Here is a 21,335-nt window from a genome sequence, read left to right on the forward strand (position 1 = left end):
TAAGATGCTAAAAGATCTTTATAAAAAATTTGTCTAATTTAATTTTTTTATAGTAGGTTTGCAGACTTAATATGACTATGCTGAAATCGGAAGAATTAAAAGAATTATTAGCTGAACCAAAACGTATTGTAATTACAACGCACTACAAACCAGATGGGGACGCATTGGGTTCATCTTTAGGATTATATTTTTGGTTGACCGCGAAAGGACACCACGTAAATCTCATTGTACCGTCAGACTTTCCTGCCTTTTTGGATTGGTTACCTGGCTTAGAAAATGTACAAATTTATACGCAGGATATTGACCTGCACAATCAACAGATTGACGCAGCTGAATTAATTTTCTGCTTAGATTTTAATGGCCTTGCCCGGATTCACGAAATGGGTGAACCTATTCGTCAAGCGAAAGGAATCAAATGCATGATTGATCACCATTTAGATCCGGAAGGGTTTGAAGATTACGCATTTTGGGATCCATCTGCTGCAGCGACTGCACAATTGATCTATCGCTTCTTAGTCCATGAGATGCAAGATCCAGACCATATCAGTGCTGACATGGCGACATGCTTATATACCGGTATTATGACCGATACGGGCTCTTTCCGCTTCCGTTCTACCACTGCTGAAATTCACCGCATCATTGCATCACTCATTGATTGCGGTGCACAAAACTGGGCTATTCACGAAGAGATTTACAATAGCTCGTCAGAAAGCCGCCTGAAATTCTTAGGGTTCTGTTTATTGAATCGTCTAGAGGTTATCCATGAATATAACACCGCCATTATCCATGTAACCAAAGCGGATCTCACTCAGTTTGAAGTGATCACCGGTGATACCGAAGGATTAGTCAATTATGCCCTTTCTATCAAAGGAATTCGATTGGCTGCTTTAATTATTGACAGAAATGAACAAATTAAACTATCTTTGCGTTCGATTGGAGAAGTTCCTTGCAATGAGATCTGTAAATTGTATTTCAATGGAGGGGGGCATCTTAACGCTTCAGGAGGTAATTCGAAAGAAAGCCTCGAAGCAGTGATTGCAAAATTCAAATCGGTTTTACCAAATTATAAAGAAATATTAACAAAATAAGATATCGTAACATACATTAGAAAATGAAGAAAGCAATTCTATTTTTCGCGGCTGCCGGTCTTTTGATGACGTCATGCCAAAAATTCAAAAAGGCTGAAGGTGGTCTTGAGTATAAAATCGTAGATGATAATGCAAAAGAAAAAGCAGTATCAGGCGATTTATTAGCACTTGACATGGTTGTGAAAACGGACAGAGATTCTACAATGCAAAGTACGTATGACATGGGAGTCCCTCAAATCGTTCAATTATATCCAGATAGTATCATCGCAAAAAATCCAGGTGACCCTACTGGTTTATTCAAATACGTAGGTGAAGGCGATAGCTTGGTATTCAAAATCAATTTGGATTCTATGGCTGCTAAAACGCATCAACCAAAACCAGAATTCGCAGATAAGTTTATTGTTTATTCGATCAAGGTCAAAAAACACTTCAAAAAAGGAAAGTTAACAGACCAACAATTGGGTGAACAAGTTCAGAAATATTTTGAAGAAGAATTGAACAAACACAAGGCAGCTGAACCAGCTAAACTTGAAAAATACATCAAGGATAAAAGCTTGAAAACAACTAAAACAGCTTCAGGTCTTCAATATGTAATTACTAAACCTGGAACAGGAGCAAATGCAAAAGTAGGTGATTCTATTCACGTGAACTATGTAGGATCATTAACTACAGGAAAAGTATTTGATACAAACCTTCCAGATGTAGCTAAAAAAGAGAAAATTTTCAACCCTCAACGTCCTTATGAAGCATTAAAATTCCAATTAGGTGTTGATGGTGTGATCCCTGGATGGACTGAAGCTTTCCAATTGTTTAACAAAGGTACAAAAGCAACTTTAGTCATTCCTTCATCTTTGGCTTATGGCGATCGCCCTTCAGGTGTTATCCCTCCATATGCTCCTTTAGTATTTGAAGTAGAAGTATTGGATATCAAACCTGGAAAAGTTCCTGCTCCTACAGCAACAACTCCAGGCATGGTAGCGCCTACTGGAACTACTGCTCCAGCGGCAACAGCTCCTGCAACTAAAGCTCCTGCAGCAAAAAAATAATTCGACTGTAAATTTCAGTTAACAAAAAAGCGGTTTCATCGAGATGAAACCGCTTTTTTGTTGTTCGTATTTTTATTCACTATACGCTAATCTTCTTATCTTCTTTTTTGATCTTCCGTATTTTCAGCCATAGTATTATTACCGCCAATATAAAACTGATGATCATGATGATGGTCAATGCGATCAGCGCCTTATCGGTATGGTAATTTTCAGCATGCTGAATAAACATTAACCTAAAAATTCGCAGATAATGGGTCGATGGGATTACATTTGCTATTGCCTGCACCCAGCCTGGCATTAGACTCGAAGGCCAGGTAAAGCCACTCAAGATAAATGCTGGCGTCGCAATTACCATAAGGACTTCCGTCGATTTCAACTGCGAAGGCAGTAGAATACTGACGAGTACACCTATAAAACACACGGCGAGCAAAAAGACGAAAGTGCACAGTACAAAGCGACCAAATTCGGCCTGCAAAGGCATACGGTAATATTGACCAAAACCCCAATATAAAACCAGGATACCGACAGACATCAAAACATATGGTAATATCTTAACAAGAATAAGTCCGATAGGATTACCGATTTTACGTACAAGTTCCGGAAATGTATTGCCTTCAAATTCTGAGGAAAAGGACAAAGCCAAGCCTAAGAGCAAGACCTGTTGCAGCACAGTAATTAGAACTCCCGGTAGCATAAAATACAGATAATTTCCACTTCGAATATTCTGCTTAACAAAAGTTGTCTTAAATGGTTCGTACTGCTGCGCAGCGATCTTTGCCGGAACACCACGTTTCATTTGCGCCTGAATCTGTATGCCCGCTTTCAACGTCGAGGCACACACATTGACAGCCATCATGGCGGTATTGGAGGTCAATGTATTGGCACCGTCTACAAAAACAGTCATTTCGGGCAAACGCCCCTGTTGTACTCCGGATGCAAAACCCTTGGGAATATGTACAATCGTTGTTGCCTCATATTGCATGGCAATATCTTTTGAATCAAATAAGGACGGTAATACACGGGCAACTTCAATACTCTCATTATCCGAAAGCATATCAATAAATGAACTGCTTAAGGGGCTATTATCCTCATCAACCACAATGACCGGCATCTGAGTTACCTTACCTTGTTGATAAACGTGCCCCACCAATACACCATACAATACAGGTGCACCTAGAAAAAGCATCAATAGCACTTTATTATTGAAGAAGAGCTTAAACTCCCGTTGGATCAATTCTAAAAATTTTTTCACAGTCAAGCTCTTTAATTCGCATGGAGAACCACAAGCGTTTTTGTTAACAAATCTTTGCTACCGGCAACATCTTCAGGAACAATTTTCAATTCAAACACAGCCTGTTGCGGATCGAAATCAGGATAAGCTGAGGCAATGCTTGCGTACGAATTTAAGGCTTTGATACTAATCACCTTTGCTTTCACTTTTTTGTGATTCAAATAAGGAATTTCTACCTCCACGGCCTCTCCTTTTTGAAGTTTTCCCATTTTATTTTCGGGCAATGTGAATCTAAAATAAGTCGATCGATCGAGAAAACCATTTATAATTGGATAACCTGCCATCGCCAATTCACCGACTTTCAGATTAATCGTCTCCACACTCATGTCTTGTGGAGCAATGACATATTTCTCCTGTGCAGCAACATTGACTTCAGATACCGCTCCCAGTGCACGTTCTTTTTGCCCCAAAGCCATAATCTGCTGTTCTTGTCTAACCCCACCCCTTGCTTCAGCTAATTCAGCCTGTGCTGCAAGATATTGATTTTTGGCCCCCTGATATTTGGCGTAGGTCTCGTCGTACTTTTGCTGCGGAATCAGGCTGTCCTGCAAAAGGGCATCCAGCCTACCTATTGATTTTTTCGCAAATTCATATTGTTCTTTAAGTCCATCTACCTTCGCCTGCAATTGCACGAGTTGCCCTTTCGTAGCACCTTTGACTGCCATGTTATATTGTGCATCAGCAGACTGCAGCGCTCCCTTTGCCTGCTCTTCTTTAGCGTCTACCTCGGGAATACTCAAAATAGCCAAGGTATCCCCCGCATGCACAAAGTCACCTTCTTCAACCAGAAGCTTCGCAATTTTCCCCGGAACCTTTGTCACAACCGTCACTTGCTCTCGCTCCACCTTCCCTTCAATAGGCTTCTCTTTCACTTGATTTGTACAAGAAACAAAAATAGACAGAGATAATATCCCATATAAATTCTTCATGTTACTCATGTATAGTTTGTAATAATTTTCCTGATGTATGTAGTAATTCAACTGCAGCTGTACGTTGCTGCAAAACATTGTTAAAATAACCCAAATTAACTTTGTACCAATCGTTTTCAGCAGCCAATAACTCAGTAACATCTATTAAGCCCGCTTGGTACTGTTTAACAGCCATAGAAAGGTTATTTTCGGCAACTTTCAACTGCTGTTCCCCCACTTTCAACTTTTGATTGCCTGTCGTATAGGTAACGGTATTTTTGCTGAGTAATAAATTTAATTTTTCTTGCGCATCTTCTCGCTTGGTCGTATTGATATGCTGATCGAGTTTAACTTGCTTTATCTTATTATGATGCTCTCCTCCCGTATAGAGATCCCATTTAACCCCTACACCGACCATTAAATTGGGGCTCCCCTTGATGGAATTAAGCGGTAAGTTGACTGTACCAAATAGCGGTTGGTCTTTCACCGTGAGTTTGGAGTTGAATACATTCAGATAGTTTGCGGATCCAAAGGCAAAGACAGCAGGAAGAGCTCCCCCCTTTTCTTTTTTATACAGGTACTCATACGCTTTTGAGGAAGCATCTAGTGCTTTCAATTCGGATCTTTGTTCGACATCACGTGGAAGATCCAACAAAAATATAGGTTTAAGTCCATAATGAATTCCGCCAACCTCCTGAAAAGATACCCCTGTTTCTTGTTCGATCTTTTGACACAACAAATCCCGATTGCCAGAAACCTCTACCTTTTTCTCTTCCAGCTCCAGCAAGGCCAATTTCAATTTATCTCTATCATAAGGTATTGCAAGGCCATTTTGAATCGCTTTATTCACCTTTTCCTGTTCTTTCTTTAATCGCTTTTCAGAATCTACAATCAATTTATCCACCTCATCCAACAACATCAGCTGATCAAAAGAGGCAATAATATCCTTTGAAAGTGTCTCTCGACCGGCCGATTCTAAATATTGTTGAGCCACAGCTTTTTCTTGCAATGCTTTTATTCCATTCGGAATCTGCAATCCCGAAAAGATAATCTGCTTTACAGACACCCCCGCATAGGCAGCTTGCCCATGCATACTAAATCCTGTTGCTCCTTCAAACAAGCCTAAGTTCAATAAAGGGATATTAACTGTAGGAATATCAATACTCCCATTGCTATGTACATAACCGTATAGCCCGAGTGCCGAGACATGTGGCAGCCGGTTTGCTTTTACTCCATCGGCTTCCAGACGTGCTTTATCGACTTCGTAAGCCTTCAATTTCAATTCTTTATTTGTCTGAAAGGCTTTTTGAATAATATCTTTTACCGAAGGGTCAATCAATGATTGCGCATGTAGTTTGTTTAAAAACATAACCGACGCCAAAGTCAATAAACCCAGGCATAACCTCTTATTCATCATATGATTCATTTATTCTTGTAAAAATAGGACAACAACCACCTCTTTTATCTGTTTAACAGTAAATCGTACGGTATGTTTGACTTCTGACTCTTTTTAATTAAACGTATCTTTTCAACGGCCAATAACAATCTTTGCTAATGTCTCCATGACATGAAGGACTGACCTCCACCTGTTAGCTTTTCCAAGATACAAAAAAAGGAATTCGTTTCTGTAGAAGGAATCCTGTATTAATTTTCATTTTTGCTAATTAATAAGTTATCTTTGGAGATCGAATTGAAATTTTGGTAATTAAGTCTACCACTTTATTCGATAATAACAAAAACAAGTTTTTACCCTAACCCGCTGCCTCCACGCAGAAAACTATGTTGCTTACAGATACACATACACACATTTATTACCATGCAGGAACCGAAAAACTGCAAGAACATCTACAACGTTGCTTCGATAATGGCATACAACGCCTTTTTTTGCCGAATGTGAATAGCGCTTCCATAAAACCTGTATTTGATACCGTAGCAGCTTATCCAGAACATTGTTTTCCGATGCTTGGATTACATCCCTGCGATGTAAAGGAAAACTATGTGGAAGAGTTAGAAACCATCCGAAAGAGCTTGGAAACACACAAAGTCCATGCCATAGGTGAGATCGGGCTGGATCTTTATTGGGATAAAAGCACGCTTGAAATTCAAAAAGATGCCTTTCGAACTCAGGTTCAATGGGCTAAGGAATTAAATTTACCGATCGATATCCACTGCCGGGAAGCCTTCACTGAACTGTTCGAATTATTGGAAGAACTTCACGACGACAAATTATTTGGCGTTCTGCACTGCTTTACCGGTTCCCTGGAGCAAGCCCACCAGGCTATCGATTTAGGTTTTGCTCTTGGTATTGGCGGAGTCGTTACCTTTAAAAAAGCGGGCTTAGATCAGGTGGTCAAAGAAATCGATTTAAAACATATTGTTCTGGAGACAGATGCACCTTATCTGGCTCCTGTCCCCTTTCGCGGTAAAGAAAATGAAAGTAGCTATTTGGTTTACGTCGCACAAAAGGTAGCTGACCTTCACCAGATCTCCATCGAAAAGGTAGCCGAAATCACAACAGAAAATTCAAAACGTATATTTGGTATATAATTTCAAAACTCAATGCATAATATCTTTATTATCTACACAGGTGGGACCATTGGAATGGTTAAAGATGAAACAGGAACATTCGTTCCTTTCGACTTTGAATTGATCAAACGTAATCTCCCTGATTTAAGTCGCTTAGACTATAAGCTGACCGTGCACTCTTTCGAACCCATTATCGATTCATCGAACATGAAGCCTGAGATCTGGATTGAAATGGCACAAATTATTAAGGATAACTATGCAGATTACGACGGTTTTGTTATTCTACATGGTTCCGATACAATGGCTTTTACGGCCTCAGTATTGAGCTTTATGTTGGAAGGGCTCCAAAAACCGGTCATATTATCAGGTTCCCAATTGCCTATTGGGGAAATTCGAACGGATGCCCGGGAAAATATGATGACAGCGTTGGAAATAGCCTCTGCGAAGCAGGATGGTATCTCCATTATCCAAGAAGTATGCATTCTTTTCGACAATAAATTATTCCGTGGCAATCGCTCATTTAAATATAATTCGGCCAAATTTGAGGCTTTTAGATCGCCAAACTATCCCGTATTGGTTGAAGCAGGTATTCACCTCAAATATAATACAGATGCTTTATTAAATAATATTGATAAAGAATTTATCCTACATACCAAACTGGACAATAGGGTAGCCGTATTGAAATTATTTCCGGGGATCTCTGCGCAAACAATCAAAGCAGTCCTAGATTCCGATGTCCGCTCCATTGTTATGGAAACATTCGGATCGGGCAATACAACCACCGACACGTGGTTTCTGGATCTATTGAAGGAAGCAATTGAACAGGGTAAAAATATCCTCAACATTTCGCAATGTAAAGTAGGGTCTGTTGAATTAGGTCGCTATGAGACTTCACAAGGACTTAAATCCATCGGCGTGCTCAATGGCTACGACCTTACATTCGAAGCGGCAGTAACCAAATTAATGTATCTTCAAGGTGAGTTAGAAGATCAAAAAGAGGTCGCCTATTGGATTGAAAAGGATATCCGTGGTGAATTGACGATCAATGACTAATGACCAACGGTACAAAATCACAAAAAGGGAGCTGCACTTCACGCAGCTCCCTTTTTGTGATCGGTTTCTATGAATTTCTCCCGCAGATTTATTTGCGAGGAACGGTGATTTTCTTATTCCTGCGTCAAACTAGCAAGCACTTCCGCAACAACAAAATTGCTTCCGCCAACAAAAATAAGGTTCCCTTGTTGATACGCTTCTTTTGCTGCATCAAACGCAGCTCCTACCGATGGATAATCAAGCCCCGTTAGACCAAATTCCATAGCTTCTTTCCGCAACTCCTCGGATGGCATTGCACGTGGCATATCCGGAGCAGAGAAATAGTAGGTTGCATCCTTGGGTAGATAGGGCAACATATGTGATAAATCCTTATCGCGCATGGCCCCTATCACAAAGTGCAATTTATCATAAGCTGTTGTAGCCAAATTTTTGAGCACTTCATGAATTCCGTCCTCATTGTGCCCTGTATCACAGATGATAAATGGATCCTTCGACAATTGTTGCCATCGGCCTTGAATTCCTGTGGTTGCCTGCACATTTTTTAGCGCTTGATGCACATGTTGATCACTGATCTCAAAGCCCAGCTGACGTAATTCATCCACAGCTAACAGGACGCCAGCGAGATTCTTGACCTGATAGGAGCCTTTTAAATCCAGTTGATAGTCTGCTGAATGACCTGCAGTATCCGTCGCTTGTACCGTCAAATAATCTTGGTCCACGTCCAGCATTTTCGTCTCATACTTGTCGGAAGCGAATTGGATCGGTGCATGCTCGATCGCTGCTTTATCTAAAAACACAGCTGCTGTCTCTTCAGCATATTCCGAAATAACGACAGGTGTATTTCTTTTGATAATTCCCGCTTTTTCGCCAGCAATTTCCGCCAATGTATTACCAAGAAGATTCATGTGATCAAAACCGATATTGGTAATTACGGACAGCAAAGGCTGAATAATATTGGTGCTATCCAAACGTCCGCCAAGGCCGACTTCAATGACAGCGATATCAACCTTATTCTTCTCGAAATAATCAAAAGCCATCGCTACAGTAATTTCGAAAAACGATGGACTGACTTCTTCTATCAGCTCGCGATGGGTATTGACAAAATCAACAACAAATTCTTTCTCACATAACTGACCATTGACACGAATACGTTCTCTGAAATCCAGTAAATGTGGTGAAGTATAGAGGCCGGTTTTATATCCTGCTTCGGCCAAAATAGCGGCCAACATATGGGAGGTGGATCCTTTTCCGTTTGTACCGGCAATATGTAATGTTTTGAATTTTCGCTGTGGGTTGTCCAAAGCAGCGCAAAGTTTGATGGTATTGTCAAGGTCTTTTTTGAAGGCAGAGGCGCCATCCCTTGTAAACATAGGCAATCGAGTATACAGATACTCGATTGCCTCATTATAAGCATTCATGTGAATGATTTTTATCTTAATCTAAAATTGAATACAATCCGTCCTGTTTGGGAGTCAGGAGCATTCGGCAATTGGTTTAGCCTGGCGCCACGTACAGCACGCTCACATTTCTCCAACAAGGATGGATCGGTAATCGTCGTTCCTTTTACACCAGCACGCGCATAGGTGATAACCCCTTGCTTGTTCACTCTAAACTCCACAGCAACCTTTCCTGCTTGCTGTCCATTATCGTCGATACTTGGCCGTTGCGTAAAACTTCGGTTTTCAATAGACAACATCATGTTACCGTTTCCAGATCCACCTTCGCCGTAGTTACTTGCTAAAGGATCACCCAGTTTGGAACCCTGATTTCCAGGAGTTGTCCCTGTACCATCACCAGCCCCAGTACCGTTATTTTTATTGCCTTTAAAAAGCGCTTTGGCATTGGCCTGTGGTGCCACTTCTTTTACAGCTTTGGTTGTTTCCGGTGCTTTTGAAACGACCTTCTTTTCAGTTTTTGTTACCGCAGGGGCATCTTCTAAATCCTGTGTGACAACCGCTTTCTCCGCAACTTGCTGCGTTGGGGTTGGGGTAGGTGTTTCAACAGGATCAATACGGTCAGGGCGTTCATTATTGGCATTGGGATCCACCGATGGTTCCTCAACACTCATATAGTCATCTCCCATTCCCTCAGGTGAAGTACCGTAATTGACGATCATTCCCCCCATTCCATATTCATCAGGTGCCTGAGCTTTAAAAACAACAAAAAATCCAATCAAGAGCAACGATGCCATGACCAAAGTCGATATCCCCAATGCTTTGGGGAAATTATTTTCTTCATGTTGAAGGTGATATCTCATCGCATTAATCTCCTATATTAATAGCTGACCAATAAACTTAAAAAAAGTTTAATTGTTCCTATTTATCTTTTTTTGGTTCTGTTGCCAATACCACTTTAATCTTCAATCGATTAGCTACATCCATTACAGAAATAACATTTTGAATGGGAACCGTATTATCGACATAGAGCATAATTGTCACTTCCTCACCCGCAGCCATTTGCGATTGAATTGCTGCTTCCAATCCTTCAATGGGAACTGGAGTTTTGTCAATAAAATAGCCCAAATCTTTTGTAATCGATACCGTGACGGTCTTTTTAGCAACAGATTGTTCTCCCGCACTTGACTTTGGTAACAATAGCTTCACCACTTGCGGATTAGAAACTGCAGAAGCCAACAGGAAGAACAACATCAAGAAAAACATGATGTCATTCAGCGCTGAAGTATGTACTTCCGCAGATGGTTTATTTTTTCTACTTCGTAAGTTCATTATCTTCCGGGTTCATCCAATAAATCAATAAATTCTACTGCATCCGTTTCCATACGTAAAATCAATCGCTCCACCATCATATTCAAGATATGGTAGCCCAAATAAGCTAAGATACCCACCGCAAGACCTGATGCAGAAGACACCATTTTTACATATAGACCCCCAGATACAGAAGCAATATCAATACCACCAGCTAATTCCACGTCGTGGAAAATCTTAATTACTCCAAAGATCGTACCTACGAAACCAAGCATCGGGGCAATACCAGCAATAATACCCAAAATATTGATATTCTTTTCTAACTTGGCAACTTCCAATTTACCCACGTTTTCGATCGCTCCTTCAATATCTTTGATCGGTCTGCCGACACGCAATAAGCCTTTTTGCAACATACGTCCCAAAGCTGAGTTACTTGAACGAACTACAGCTAATGCCGAATCCAGGTTTCCGGACAAAACATTTGCTTTTACTTGCGACATTAAGCTGTTATCATATTTTGCGGCACGACGAATGGTCAAATAACGCTCAAAAAAGATAACCAATCCAATAAAGAACAACAGTAGGATTGGAACCATGATCCATCCCCCTTTGATCATCATATCGATCAAACTCATGTTTTCTGTAGGCGCAGCAGCAGGTAATGGTTGTTGTGCAGCTTGATTAAACGAATCCACAGCAGCCCGTGCTGTATCTTGTACTAATGACATAATTATTAACAGTTTTATATAGTTTTAACTTTTATAGGGGATCTACCCAAGCACCTTCAATCTTTTTCTCTACAGATTTCTTAGCGAGGTCTGCCTCCGATTTTGTCATGTAGGTGTTTAAGATGATTTTCTTTCTATTTTTTTTAAACTTTCCCTCTACAGCACGTGCTGTTTTGTAGCCCATTTCCCGAAGGCGCTTGGCTTCCTGCTCTGCTTGTGCCATTGTCTTTGCAGAACCTATTACCAATTGATATCTGGGTTGAGCAACAGGAATAGACTCTTTGATCACAGGATTTGCTTCCAAAACCGGAGGTTTTGAAGCCGCATTGGTTGCTGGTACAGTTGTTGTCTTTCTAACAGAATCTGTCACAGTGCGATTAGCCAATGAATCAACTTTCTTCAAACTATCGGCTTGCAACTTATTGGACAATGTATCGGCAGGTATGATCGGCTTTTGTTGAATAAGGGTATCTGCCGCTTTTACAACAGGTTTGGTCGACCCAAATAACGAATCCTTCAACGCAGGATTGGTGTAAACGACCGCAACAGCAACCATTGCCAGCACAATAATTCCAGTCATCCAATACCAGATCGCATTTGAATTACGCGGCTCTTCCTCATAGATATTTGGGGCGTATGTTGAATTGGCGTTAGCCGACGCAATAGCACCGATTTCTCTTTTTGAAGTGTTTTCTTCTTGAGGTGCAGATAGATGGCTATCAGTTATTACAGGTGCATCTACAAGTTCAGACAGCTCAGTTTCCTCTTTCTTTATCGACGATTCTTCAGCTTCAAGATCGGTACGATCACTTGTCGGTTCTGTCTCCGGAGAAAGCTCCTCTGCTACTAGACCCGTTACCACAAGCGGTTGATCTGCAGATTCCACTTCTTCTTTGACCTCTTCAACCTCGATCGTTTCGTCTTGATCTGCCGTATCCGGCAAAGACTCCTCGGCAGGCTCCACGTTATGATCGGCTTCCACCATCGGATCTTCTTCTACAACAGGGTCTTCTTCAACAGCTAAGGTCGTAAGTTCTTCTTCTTTGGCTTCTTCCAAAGAAGAAACAACTGTTTCAATCGCTGGTGCAACAAGATTTGTAACCGGCTGGAAATCGAATCCCGACAAGTCTAAGGGTTTGAAGACTAAACTTGCACCATAACTAATCAATAAGCCAAGATCATCGAGTTTAGCCTGTCCAAACTGACCTAAATCGGCCCGCAGGTTATCAACAGTTTCCGACAAGATCTGTTGCGCCTGATTGAGGCCCAAGTTTTCCTGTTGTTGGATATAATGAACAATATTAAATCCATGTTGAGCAGAATAGTCCAGCTCAACATAAGAAATTGGCGGCAAAAACACATTATTTTGTTTATCGAACTGAGCCGGAGAATGAATTCGTTTGAACACACCTATTCCGGGCACGTATACTTCCGCATAACGTTTTAATAAACTATTGATGTTTTTGCCTAGATTCATCGCGCACTATTTTAAGATGCAAATTTATAATCTTAATTCGTTAAAACGAATAATTAAGACCACCAATTACATTAAAGCCCAATCTTGGGTAATACATATAACGTTCGTATTCTTTTCCGAAGATATTATTTGCTTTGACAAAAATACCAAATTGCTTTTTGATTCGGTACTCTGCGCCTGCATTAAGATCAGCAAACGACGCTATTGTTGCCTTATGTCCACTGTTGTCAACACGACTGCCATCTGCGTTATAATCATAAATATACGCATAGGTGTTTCCTTGTGTAGAAAGTTCAGCATCTACGAAAAATTTATCGGAGATATTGAAGCGTGCATTAGCCTGCATACGGAATTTTGGCAATCCCCATGCTTCTTCCTCATCACTCAATTTATAATCGTCTATATACACTTTTCCACCCAGATTAACCAGTTGTGAAAGACGTACATTGATTTCTCCTTCCAATCCCATATGTTTAGCTTTATTGATCACGCCATCATAAACGACATCAAACGCCCAAGGAACATAACCATTTTGAATATCGCCAAATGCACTATTTTTAAATAGAGGCAATCCCTCAATCTGCTTGTAGAATACCTTTACTTTATAACCAAATGTTGCGCCAGCATTTCCTTTTAAACCCGCATAAACATTCATTTTCTCAATCGAGTTTATCATTTTAGCGTTAGGAGCCAAATACGGATTTTCTTTAGCGAAACTACGGAAAGAAGCTTGTTTCACTCCCCCATTAATTCCGGCAAACAAAGAGATATATTCAGGTGCCAAAGCAAAATCAGCCTCTACGGATGGGAAAATATTGAATCTTGAGCTATCGCCAAATTCAGAAGTTAAATTCGCACCCAAGGTTACGTTATAGTTGTCGCCCTTAAAACGAATATATGGATTGATGACCGCCAAATGATTTTTTACCTCAGCACTATCTTTCACATTATTCATTGTCACGCTCAAATTCGCACCAACATTGAATGCACTTAGGCGTTTGTTCAAATAACCGGATAATGCGATGGAATTTTCTTTGGCTTTATAAGCGTCTTTAAACAAATAACCATCAACTTTTGCGGAATAGCTTAATGCTTGCTCATTTTTTGGATCCACATTACTTGACAGCTCTCCATTCAAGTAGATATCTGTAAAGGTCTGTTTATCTGGAGTCGTATTCAACAAGGTTGTTCCCGATTGATCAAAAGTCTGGCCATAGAAGTTTGTGCCATAACGATTGTATCCGATGGTACCTTTAACGGTTACCGCATCCAATACACGACGGCCAAAGATACCGATATCCTGTGTACTGAACTTTTGTCCGTCAATATTACCCTTTTGGCTCAAATGCTTTGCAAATAAACCAAACCGTGTATTTTCAAACTGTTCAGAAGCTAAATAAGCCTCGCCCAATATACTGTTATAGTTACCGATACCAAATTTGACATAGTTGCTACTATGTTCAAAAGGTTGTGCAAAAGGAATCTCCTGTACATTCAATTGTTTCAAACCGGTATTAATATCCAATTTCTTATCCAAAATATTGTTGTAGGACAATTTGGGCTGGTATTCCCTTTTATTGGTCATATCCGGACTGCGGCGGATTTTCACTGCATCCGCAAGAATTGGCTTATAATCACGAACAACATCAAAAGAATCGATAGTGACCGGTTTCTCAGGATCATTCTTCTTGCCTGTTTCCTGTGCAAAAGAATTCAATCCCACGCCCATCAAAAGCGCTGCTAAAGTATATTTCTTCACGTTTCTATTTTGCAACTTCATCATTGTATCCTATTTCTTTTTGTTGTTCAATTTATTTAGACGTTCTTTTGCTGCTGGCAAAATATCATCTTTCGCATCATAGTTATCCACAATCGATTCAAGTGTAGCTTTCGCCTGGAAAGAATCTCCTTTACCTGCATAAGCATCAGCCATGGTAATAAAGCTTTTCGCCACCCAATATTCGTACGAAGAGAAATTATCGGATAGATCCATTGCTGTTTTGATACAAGCATCGTATTGTTTATTTTCCAATTGTAGTACCGCAACATTGTATTTTGCTTCGGCACCGTATACTGTACGGCTCTTCAATGCAGCTAAACTGAATTCTTTCATTGCCTCAGTTTTCTTATTCTGCTTCACATAGCATTTACCGGCATACAAGAATGCATTTGCGATCTCCTCTTCCGAAGACTTCTCGTAGTTCTTGACAGCATTGGTATAATTTAATGCTTCTTTATAATCCCCAATTTGGAAATAAGAGACCATTAGGTTATTTATTGCGAAACCATAGTTAGCCTTGTATTCAGAAGTAAGCTCCAGCTTTTTCAACAACTGTGTTGCTTCGTTATATTTCTTTTGTTTCAAATACAAATTTGACACCGAAATCAACGTGCGTTCCGTATAAGGAGATGTCCAGTCATTCAAGATAATATTATAATCATGTAGTGCATCTTCTGTATTGCCCAAAGCTGCGTTACTTTCAGCACGAACAAAACGCGCATATTTCTCTTGATTTGGTTTCGGAAATTTGTCGAAATACGCATTTACAGCTTCCACCGCCCCTTGGTAATTTCCTCTCGAGAATAGGGTTGTGGCAGTCGAGAATGAACGTGAGTCTTGTTCAGATTTCGACGCATCCCCTAAGTTTGTTCCAGTTGCATATTTGATATACCCTGTTGCATCGCCTTTGTCCAAATAGATGTTCTCAATTGACCGCATGGCCTGTCTTGCTTCATCTGTTGATCCATATTGGTCGACTACACGTTGGAAAGTTGCCAATGCAGCATCATTGTTATCTTGATTATACTGAACTAGACCAATCGTCACCAAAGCACGTGGCACATAACTGCTGCGCGGATATTTTTCAACCATTGTTTGAAGGCCAGCAATTGCCTGATCACTTTCTCCCATCAAGAAACGTGTGTAAGGAATCTCAAACGCAATATCATCAGCATAATTAGAACTCGGGAATTGTGCAATAACAGCATTCAATGTTGAAATTTTACCATTGTTATCCCCTTGTAAACCTTGAATAATACCACGCTGGAATAACGCGTAATCCTGACTAGGCGCTTTAGAAGAGATCAACTTATTGTATTCTGTTAATGCTCTGCCGTAGTTTTTCGAAGAGAAATAAGAATCACCTAAGCGTGCAATTGCATCATTACGTGTATTCATTTCTATTCCTTTCGAACCACCAGACGCTAAGAAACGCTCGAAGTAATTTGCCGCCGTGCTGTAGTTACCATTACGGAAAGCCGCATAGGCTAACGCATAATTGGCATACCCATACACATCAGTTTTACTAGCTCCCGGCAAGCGTAGGAATTTATTGAAATTTGTAACCGCTTCACCGTATTTACGCACTTCGTACATTGCTTCCGCTTTCCAATAGGTGGCTAAAGCGTAAATTTCCTCGTCATAGCGAAACTCTTCAGAGCGCATGAATAGGGAAATTGCATTTTCAAAAGCACGCTCATTATAATACTCCAAACCTCTATAGTAGGTCACCTTTTGATAAGCTGCGTTTGCTTCTTTTCCACGTTTAGGGATAGATTCCAAAATATCAACTGCCTCACGGTAGTTTTTTGTACTCAACAATACTTCAGCAAGCAAAGTTTTTGCTTCCTCTAAGCGTTTCGATTTTGGGTACGTTTTCAGGTATTCTTGTGTCGAAGCCAAAGCCACTTGGTGGAATTCCAATTCATACGAAAGCTTAGCATAGTTGAATAAGCCTTCTTCTTGCATTGCTGGATCAAAATCCAATTTCGAAGCACGGAAAAATGCGTTACGCGCAGATTGCTTATTGCCTTTCTTCAAGAAAGCATCCCCTAGAGTAATCATCGCAGATTGATAATATGCGTCAGGATCAGTCATTTTTTCCAATTCAGTGATCGCTTTATCGTAATCCTTCAATTTGTAAGCGATGTAACCGATTTGGTAGCTATCCTGATTATTCTGCGTCTTACCTTGGTCTTGTGCCTGGAATTTATCGTAATACTCTTTTGATGTTTTTAAATCACCTTTGATAAAGTATGTTGCCGCTATAATACGGAACATCTCTGTTTCATTTTCTTGTTTTGTTCGCGACAAAATTGGCAACGCATAATCCAACACATCGTCGTAGCGTTTATCCAAGAAATACAAAGCAGTAATATAATAAGGGTAACTATTTTCGAATTGTTTAGATCCATTTAGGCGCTCAAATTCATTCAACGCCGTTTTATACTCGGCGTCTAAGTAAGAAAGATACGCGTAATAATAGATTGAAGCTTCCTGAAATTCAGTTTTCTGATCTTTCAATCCTTCAAATAATGGTTTCGCCGTTTTATAATCCTTTGTCATAAAGGAAGCATATCCATATTTAAAGCGATATTCTACATTTTCTTTACCTGCTAAATTTTTGCTGTCGATCTTGTTAAACCACTCTAAGGCCTTAACATAATCTTTTTTAGCATAATAGGATTTACCGATTTGAAAATAAGCTGCTTTAGCATTTGCACTGACAGGGAAATCTTTAATGTATTTCAGAAAACGGTTTTCGGCATCGGATTCGCCCAATTCCAGTGCGCAAACCGCTTGATAATACCGTACGTTCTCTTTCAACAAAGACAGTTCCTCTGTTTCGTCCAATTGCAAGTTGGATTTTGTCCGCAAAGCTTCAACACGGTCAAATTGGGCTGAAGCAGAACTAAATTTTCCGCGTTCATACAATTCCATCCCTGTTTTGTACGCCTTGTTGATTTGTTGCCATTCTGTCTGTTGCGCTAATGCTGGCGTCGCCATAACGGTTAATGCAACTCCCACCTGGTAAATCTTCTTATACATAATATGTGAAACCTTAATATGTTATTTATCTGCAAATGTAAATGAATCTCCCTCCAAACCGTGATAAATTCGCATTTCAAAGCAAATTTATCGAAAGCCTCTCTGCCATTAAAGGCTTTAAGATAGCCCCAAATTTATTGAAAATCAATTCAAATCTCCACTTCTCAGGGAGATAGTTTTATTCATTTTACTAAATTATACTTTAATTGAGCTATTTTACACAAAAGTTATTAACATCTGTGAATAACCCCGTATTATAACGGAAATTTTGCACAAAAAATATGCCCGACAAAAAATAAAGTCAGGCATACTATTGTTGCATTTGAAAACAGTGCTATTTAGTCTCATACGTACATTAACGCACGTCAAAACCAATTTCGACTATCCGCGTTGCCCTGCTAATAGATACAAGACAGCCATGCGCACAGCAACACCATTTTCAACCTGATCCAAAATAATTGAATGTTCGCTATCCGCGACATCCGATGTGATTTCGACCCCCCGATTGATTGGCCCGGGGTGCATAATTGTGATTGGCTTCTCTAAAGAATCCAAAATCTCTTTATTCAATCCATATAGCATGGAATATTCCCTTAAGGAAGGGAAATAGGCAATATCCTGACGCTCCAATTGAATCCGTAACATATTTGCAACATCACACCAGTTCAACGCTTTTCGCAAATCATGCTCTACTTTTACACCCAATGATGTAATATGTTTAGGAATTAGTGTGGTCGGACCACAAACCATCACTTCTGCACCTTGCTTTTGAAGACATAAGATATTCGACAAGGCAACGCGTGAATGCGTAATATCCCCAACGATAGCTACTTTACGACCAGCTACATCACCATAGCGTTCACGGATCGAAAATGAATCAAGTAAAGCTTGTGTAGGGTGTTCATGTGCTCCGTCACCTGCATTGACAATTTGTGCATCAACATGTTTACTTAGAAATACCCCAGCTCCGGCGTATGGATGTCTCATCACAATCATATCAACCTTCATTGCAAGAATATTGTTCACCGTATCGATGAGTGTCTCACCCTTACTTACTGAAGATGAGGATGCCGCAAAATTCACGATATCCGCAGAAAGTCTCTTTTCAGCAAGTTCAAAGGATAGACGTGTCCGCGTTGAATTTTCAAAAAACACATTGGCAATCGTAATATCCCGTAACGACGGAACCTTTTTGATTGGTCTATTTAATACCTCTTTGAAATTACTTGCTGTATCCAGGATCAATTGGATATCATTCTCATTTAGATCTTTGATCCCCAATAAATGGCGGGTACTTAATTGTTCTGCTACAGATGACATTTTATAGTATATTCAAATATTTACTAATCATTTTTTATTGAAAGTGCCTGTTTCCAAAGGTCACCAATAACCTCTAGTATCGTCATGACACCGCTATTAATCGCTAGCTGACGTCTTCTTTTCTGTAATCAAGATAATACTATCCTGATCCTCTGATTCTTTCCAGTTAACAATTACTTTTTGTGAATCAATAGAATCTACCTGTATTCCGATATAATCAGGCTGAATAGGGATCTGTCTAGAGAAGCGGCGATCGACCAAAACAAGCAATTCTATTCTTCTTGCACGGCCAAATGCCTGTACAGCATCCATTGCCGCACGAATAGTACGTCCTGTCCATAAGACATCATCTATAAAGATGACCTCTTTACCTTCTACAATAAAATTGATATTTGTGCTATTTGCTAAGATTGGACCAGTATTCCCTTTCGTACGGAAGTCATCGCGATAAAAGGTAATATCCAAATCGCCAACTAAAATCTCTTTTCCGATCATTTGTTCAAGCTCTTTGACGATACGTCTCGCTAAGAAAGTTCCTCGGGGTTGAATACCTATGACGACAGCATTTGAAAAATCACCGTGATTCTCAATCAATTGACGACATAGTCTTTGAATTGTGATTTGAAATTTTGGTCCGTCTAATAAAATCGACTGTTTCATTATGGGAATGTTTGAGCAAAGCTACACTTTTTTTAACAAAAACGAAGCCATGAAGGGCAATTAATTTCAATATTTGCACCCAACTGGCACAATAACAAAAAGTGATTTAAACAAAGAATATCTTCCTTTCAGGGAAATTTACAAACCAATTATTCTAGCACATTAACAGATTTTGAAGTTATATACAATACGAATTGCCAATCATTTACAGCAAATTCCCTGAAATCGAAATGCTATAGGTAGAGACTATTCATCTAGCTTGGCACGTTTATTATTCCGTGCAAAAAAATACACCGGTACACCGATTAATACAAGTATAAAGCCGGGCCAGGTATATTGTGGCTTATAGATAATTAATAATACACAAAATACGGTACCTATCAACAGGTACAAGATTGGTGTAATCGGAAAGAGGAAGGTTTTATAAGAACGTTCCAAATCGGGTCTCCGGATACGCTGAATAATAACACCTAGCACTGTGACCATATAAAATATGACAATAACAAAAGATATCATATCCAGTAAATTGCCATATTGTCCGCTCAGGCAAAGTAAGGAAGCCCAGATTCCCTGAAGCCATAACGATCGCGCGGGCACATCATATTTGTTATTGGGAATCGCCTGCTTCAGAAACAATCCATCTTTTGCCATGGTCTGAAAAACACGCGCTCCGGACAGTGCAAGTCCATTAACACAACCAAAGGTCGAGATCATGACCAAAATCGCCATCGCTACCGTGCCACTATGTCCCAATATTTTTTCAGCCGCCGCTATGGCAACACGATCATTTGCCGCAAAAGCAATTTCCTCTCTATTTAATGCCGCCAGGTAAATGTAATTACAACTTATATAGAGCAACATCACCAAGCTAGTTCCGATAACCAATGCCCGAACAACATTACGCTGCGGATTGACGATCTCACCGGAAACAAACGTTACATTTTCCCAGGCCACACTACTAAATACAGAACCTACCATGGCAGCAGCTAATGCCCCCATCAGTACGCCTCCTGAGATCTGCGACCAGCCTGCTCCTTTCAAATTTTGAAAAGAGTCCCAGCCATAAGCCATATTTTCTGAAAAATGATTTTCTTTAATCAAGAAAAGGCCACCTAAAATCAATAAAATCAGCGCAATGATTTTTGCTGAAGTAAAGAAAGATTGAACAGCTTTCCCACTCTTGATCCCTCTTGTATTAATAAAAGTAAGGAGAATAATAACACCCATAGCAACAATCTGTATCCAGGTAATCTTAAACTCTCCACGCTGAAATAGCGGTGTTGCATCATTTAGCTGCGGAATAAGGTAGGCTGTAAACTTACCAAAGGCAACAGCTACAGCTGCTATCGTTCCCGTTTGAATGACAGTAAATAAGCTCCAGCCATATAAAAAGCCGATTGGCTTCCCAAATATTTCTGTCAGATAGGTATATTGCCCGCCAGCCTTTGGATACATAGACGACAACTCGCCATAGCAGATTGCCGCCGCAACAGTTGCTAATGCGGTCAATAACCAAACTATCGCCAACCAATATCCGGATCCCAGCTGCCGCATCATATCACTCGATACAATAAAAATACCGCTTCCGATCATCGATCCCATGACCAGCATAACTGCATCCCACAATTTTAATTGACGTTTCATCATAACTTAAGGTTGGTTTTATATGGCGTTAAGCTAAGAAAAAATAATCAAAAAAAATGCT

17 protein-coding genes are annotated in these 21,335 nt (G+C 40.0%); 4 read left to right on the top strand and 13 right to left on the bottom strand.

Translation table 11 applies throughout. From position 1 onward, the window contains the following. Window positions 1-77: 77 nt before the first annotated feature. Window positions 78-1,088 carry a bifunctional oligoribonuclease/PAP phosphatase NrnA gene (locus GVK91_RS04230; protein ID WP_075994208.1) on the top strand — a complete coding sequence of 337 codons (1,011 nt, stop codon included), beginning with the start codon at window positions 78-80 and terminating at the stop codon, window positions 1,086-1,088. A 23-nt stretch (window positions 1,089-1,111) separates the two neighbouring features. Further along, on the top strand, window positions 1,112-2,134 hold the full coding sequence (locus GVK91_RS04235) for an FKBP-type peptidyl-prolyl cis-trans isomerase (protein ID WP_159727199.1): 1,023 nt from the start codon (window positions 1,112-1,114) through the stop codon (window positions 2,132-2,134). 79 nt (window positions 2,135-2,213) lie between these two features. Here GVK91_RS04235 and GVK91_RS04240 read toward each other — a convergent pair whose 3' ends face one another. From GVK91_RS04240 to GVK91_RS04250, 3 genes are read right to left on the bottom strand one after another with little or no spacing between them, the layout of a single operon-like run. Beyond that, entirely contained in the window at window positions 2,214-3,386 is a 1,173-nt protein-coding gene (locus GVK91_RS04240; RefSeq protein ID WP_088162972.1) for an ABC transporter permease, read from the bottom strand. Window positions 3,387-3,397: 11 nt separating this feature from the next. Further along, entirely contained in the window at window positions 3,398-4,354 is a 957-nt protein-coding gene (locus GVK91_RS04245) for an HlyD family secretion protein (protein WP_159727201.1), read from the bottom strand. Window position 4,355: 1 nt separating this feature from the next. Further along, on the bottom strand, window positions 4,356-5,750 hold the full coding sequence (locus tag GVK91_RS04250) for a TolC family protein (RefSeq protein ID WP_235032757.1): 1,395 nt from the start codon (window positions 5,748-5,750) through the stop codon (window positions 4,356-4,358). 362 nt (window positions 5,751-6,112) lie between these two features. Here GVK91_RS04250 and GVK91_RS04255 point away from each other — a divergent pair, with 362 nt between their 5' ends. Next, complete coding sequence (locus tag GVK91_RS04255) at window positions 6,113-6,880, top strand: TatD family hydrolase (RefSeq protein ID WP_159727203.1); 768 nt, start codon at window positions 6,113-6,115, stop codon at window positions 6,878-6,880. A gap of 12 nt (window positions 6,881-6,892) precedes the next feature. Continuing rightward, on the top strand, window positions 6,893-7,912 hold the full coding sequence (locus GVK91_RS04260; RefSeq protein ID WP_088162974.1) for an asparaginase: 1,020 nt from the start codon (window positions 6,893-6,895) through the stop codon (window positions 7,910-7,912). A 113-nt stretch (window positions 7,913-8,025) separates the two neighbouring features. Here the strand turns inward: GVK91_RS04260 and GVK91_RS04265 are convergent, their stop codons facing one another. The 10 genes from GVK91_RS04265 to GVK91_RS04310 form a co-directional block, all read right to left on the bottom strand. Next, window positions 8,026-9,330, bottom strand: a complete 1,305-nt coding sequence (locus GVK91_RS04265) for a folylpolyglutamate synthase/dihydrofolate synthase family protein (protein ID WP_159727205.1) — start codon at window positions 9,328-9,330, stop codon at window positions 8,026-8,028. Window positions 9,331-9,341: 11 nt separating this feature from the next. Then, entirely contained in the window at window positions 9,342-10,169 is an 828-nt protein-coding gene (locus GVK91_RS04270; RefSeq protein WP_075994214.1) for an energy transducer TonB, read from the bottom strand. 58 nt (window positions 10,170-10,227) lie between these two features. Continuing rightward, window positions 10,228-10,638, bottom strand: a complete 411-nt coding sequence (locus GVK91_RS04275; protein WP_046672748.1) for a biopolymer transporter ExbD — start codon at window positions 10,636-10,638, stop codon at window positions 10,228-10,230. Beyond that, a complete protein-coding gene (locus GVK91_RS04280) occupies window positions 10,638-11,345 on the bottom strand; it encodes a MotA/TolQ/ExbB proton channel family protein (protein WP_046672749.1) in 708 nt (235 codons plus the stop codon). The genes GVK91_RS04275 and GVK91_RS04280 overlap by 1 nt, the downstream gene beginning before the upstream one ends. A gap of 31 nt (window positions 11,346-11,376) precedes the next feature. Beyond that, on the bottom strand, window positions 11,377-12,822 hold the full coding sequence (locus tag GVK91_RS04285; RefSeq protein WP_159727207.1) for an SPOR domain-containing protein: 1,446 nt from the start codon (window positions 12,820-12,822) through the stop codon (window positions 11,377-11,379). Between the two features lie 40 nt (window positions 12,823-12,862). After that, on the bottom strand, window positions 12,863-14,605 hold the full coding sequence (locus GVK91_RS04290; RefSeq protein ID WP_153845654.1) for a TonB-dependent receptor: 1,743 nt from the start codon (window positions 14,603-14,605) through the stop codon (window positions 12,863-12,865). A gap of 6 nt (window positions 14,606-14,611) precedes the next feature. Beyond that, on the bottom strand, window positions 14,612-17,650 hold the full coding sequence (locus GVK91_RS04295) for a tetratricopeptide repeat protein (protein WP_075994217.1): 3,039 nt from the start codon (window positions 17,648-17,650) through the stop codon (window positions 14,612-14,614). Window positions 17,651-18,031: 381 nt separating this feature from the next. Next, window positions 18,032-18,970: an aspartate carbamoyltransferase catalytic subunit gene (locus GVK91_RS04300; RefSeq protein ID WP_046672752.1), complete on the bottom strand. Its 939-nt coding sequence runs from the start codon at window positions 18,968-18,970 to the stop codon at window positions 18,032-18,034. Between the two features lie 96 nt (window positions 18,971-19,066). Continuing rightward, window positions 19,067-19,630: a bifunctional pyr operon transcriptional regulator/uracil phosphoribosyltransferase PyrR gene (gene pyrR, locus GVK91_RS04305; RefSeq protein WP_075994219.1), complete on the bottom strand. Its 564-nt coding sequence runs from the start codon at window positions 19,628-19,630 to the stop codon at window positions 19,067-19,069. Between the two features lie 246 nt (window positions 19,631-19,876). Then, the gene (locus GVK91_RS04310; RefSeq protein WP_227550148.1) at window positions 19,877-21,277 is read right to left on the bottom strand and encodes an APC family permease; all 1,401 of its coding nucleotides are present in this window, start codon (window positions 21,275-21,277) and stop codon (window positions 19,877-19,879) included. Window positions 21,278-21,335: the final 58 nt, after the last annotated feature.

Origin of the sequence: Sphingobacterium sp. 18053 (genome assembly GCF_902706145.1) — a bacterium.
GTDB classification, from domain to species: Bacteria; Bacteroidota; Bacteroidia; order Sphingobacteriales; family Sphingobacteriaceae; genus Sphingobacterium; species Sphingobacterium paramultivorum.

What these genes read in the sequence shown, in the direction of transcription:
- GVK91_RS04295 (WP_075994217.1), bottom strand. Translation starts at nt 17,650, where the DNA reads ATGTATAAGAAGATTTACCAGGTGGGAGTTGCATTAACCGTTATGGCG.
- GVK91_RS04310 (WP_227550148.1), bottom strand. Translation starts at nt 21,277, where the DNA reads ATGATGAAACGTCAATTAAAATTGTGGGATGCAGTTATGCTGGTCATG.
- pyrR (WP_075994219.1), bottom strand. Translation starts at nt 19,630, where the DNA reads ATGAAACAGTCGATTTTATTAGACGGACCAAAATTTCAAATCACAATT.
- GVK91_RS04245 (WP_159727201.1), bottom strand. Translation starts at nt 4,354, where the DNA reads ATGAAGAATTTATATGGGATATTATCTCTGTCTATTTTTGTTTCTTGT.
- GVK91_RS04255 (WP_159727203.1), top strand. Translation starts at nt 6,113, where the DNA reads ATGTTGCTTACAGATACACATACACACATTTATTACCATGCAGGAACC.
- GVK91_RS04265 (WP_159727205.1), bottom strand. Translation starts at nt 9,330, where the DNA reads ATGAATGCTTATAATGAGGCAATCGAGTATCTGTATACTCGATTGCCT.
- GVK91_RS04290 (WP_153845654.1), bottom strand. Translation starts at nt 14,605, where the DNA reads ATGATGAAGTTGCAAAATAGAAACGTGAAGAAATATACTTTAGCAGCG.
- GVK91_RS04260 (WP_088162974.1), top strand. Translation starts at nt 6,893, where the DNA reads ATGCATAATATCTTTATTATCTACACAGGTGGGACCATTGGAATGGTT.
- GVK91_RS04300 (WP_046672752.1), bottom strand. Translation starts at nt 18,970, where the DNA reads ATGTCATCTGTAGCAGAACAATTAAGTACCCGCCATTTATTGGGGATC.
- GVK91_RS04275 (WP_046672748.1), bottom strand. Translation starts at nt 10,638, where the DNA reads ATGAACTTACGAAGTAGAAAAAATAAACCATCTGCGGAAGTACATACT.
- GVK91_RS04270 (WP_075994214.1), bottom strand. Translation starts at nt 10,169, where the DNA reads ATGAGATATCACCTTCAACATGAAGAAAATAATTTCCCCAAAGCATTG.
- GVK91_RS04230 (WP_075994208.1), top strand. Translation starts at nt 78, where the DNA reads ATGCTGAAATCGGAAGAATTAAAAGAATTATTAGCTGAACCAAAACGT.
- GVK91_RS04250 (WP_235032757.1), bottom strand. Translation starts at nt 5,750, where the DNA reads ATGATGAATAAGAGGTTATGCCTGGGTTTATTGACTTTGGCGTCGGTT.
- GVK91_RS04280 (WP_046672749.1), bottom strand. Translation starts at nt 11,345, where the DNA reads ATGTCATTAGTACAAGATACAGCACGGGCTGCTGTGGATTCGTTTAAT.
- GVK91_RS04235 (WP_159727199.1), top strand. Translation starts at nt 1,112, where the DNA reads ATGAAGAAAGCAATTCTATTTTTCGCGGCTGCCGGTCTTTTGATGACG.
- GVK91_RS04285 (WP_159727207.1), bottom strand. Translation starts at nt 12,822, where the DNA reads ATGAATCTAGGCAAAAACATCAATAGTTTATTAAAACGTTATGCGGAA.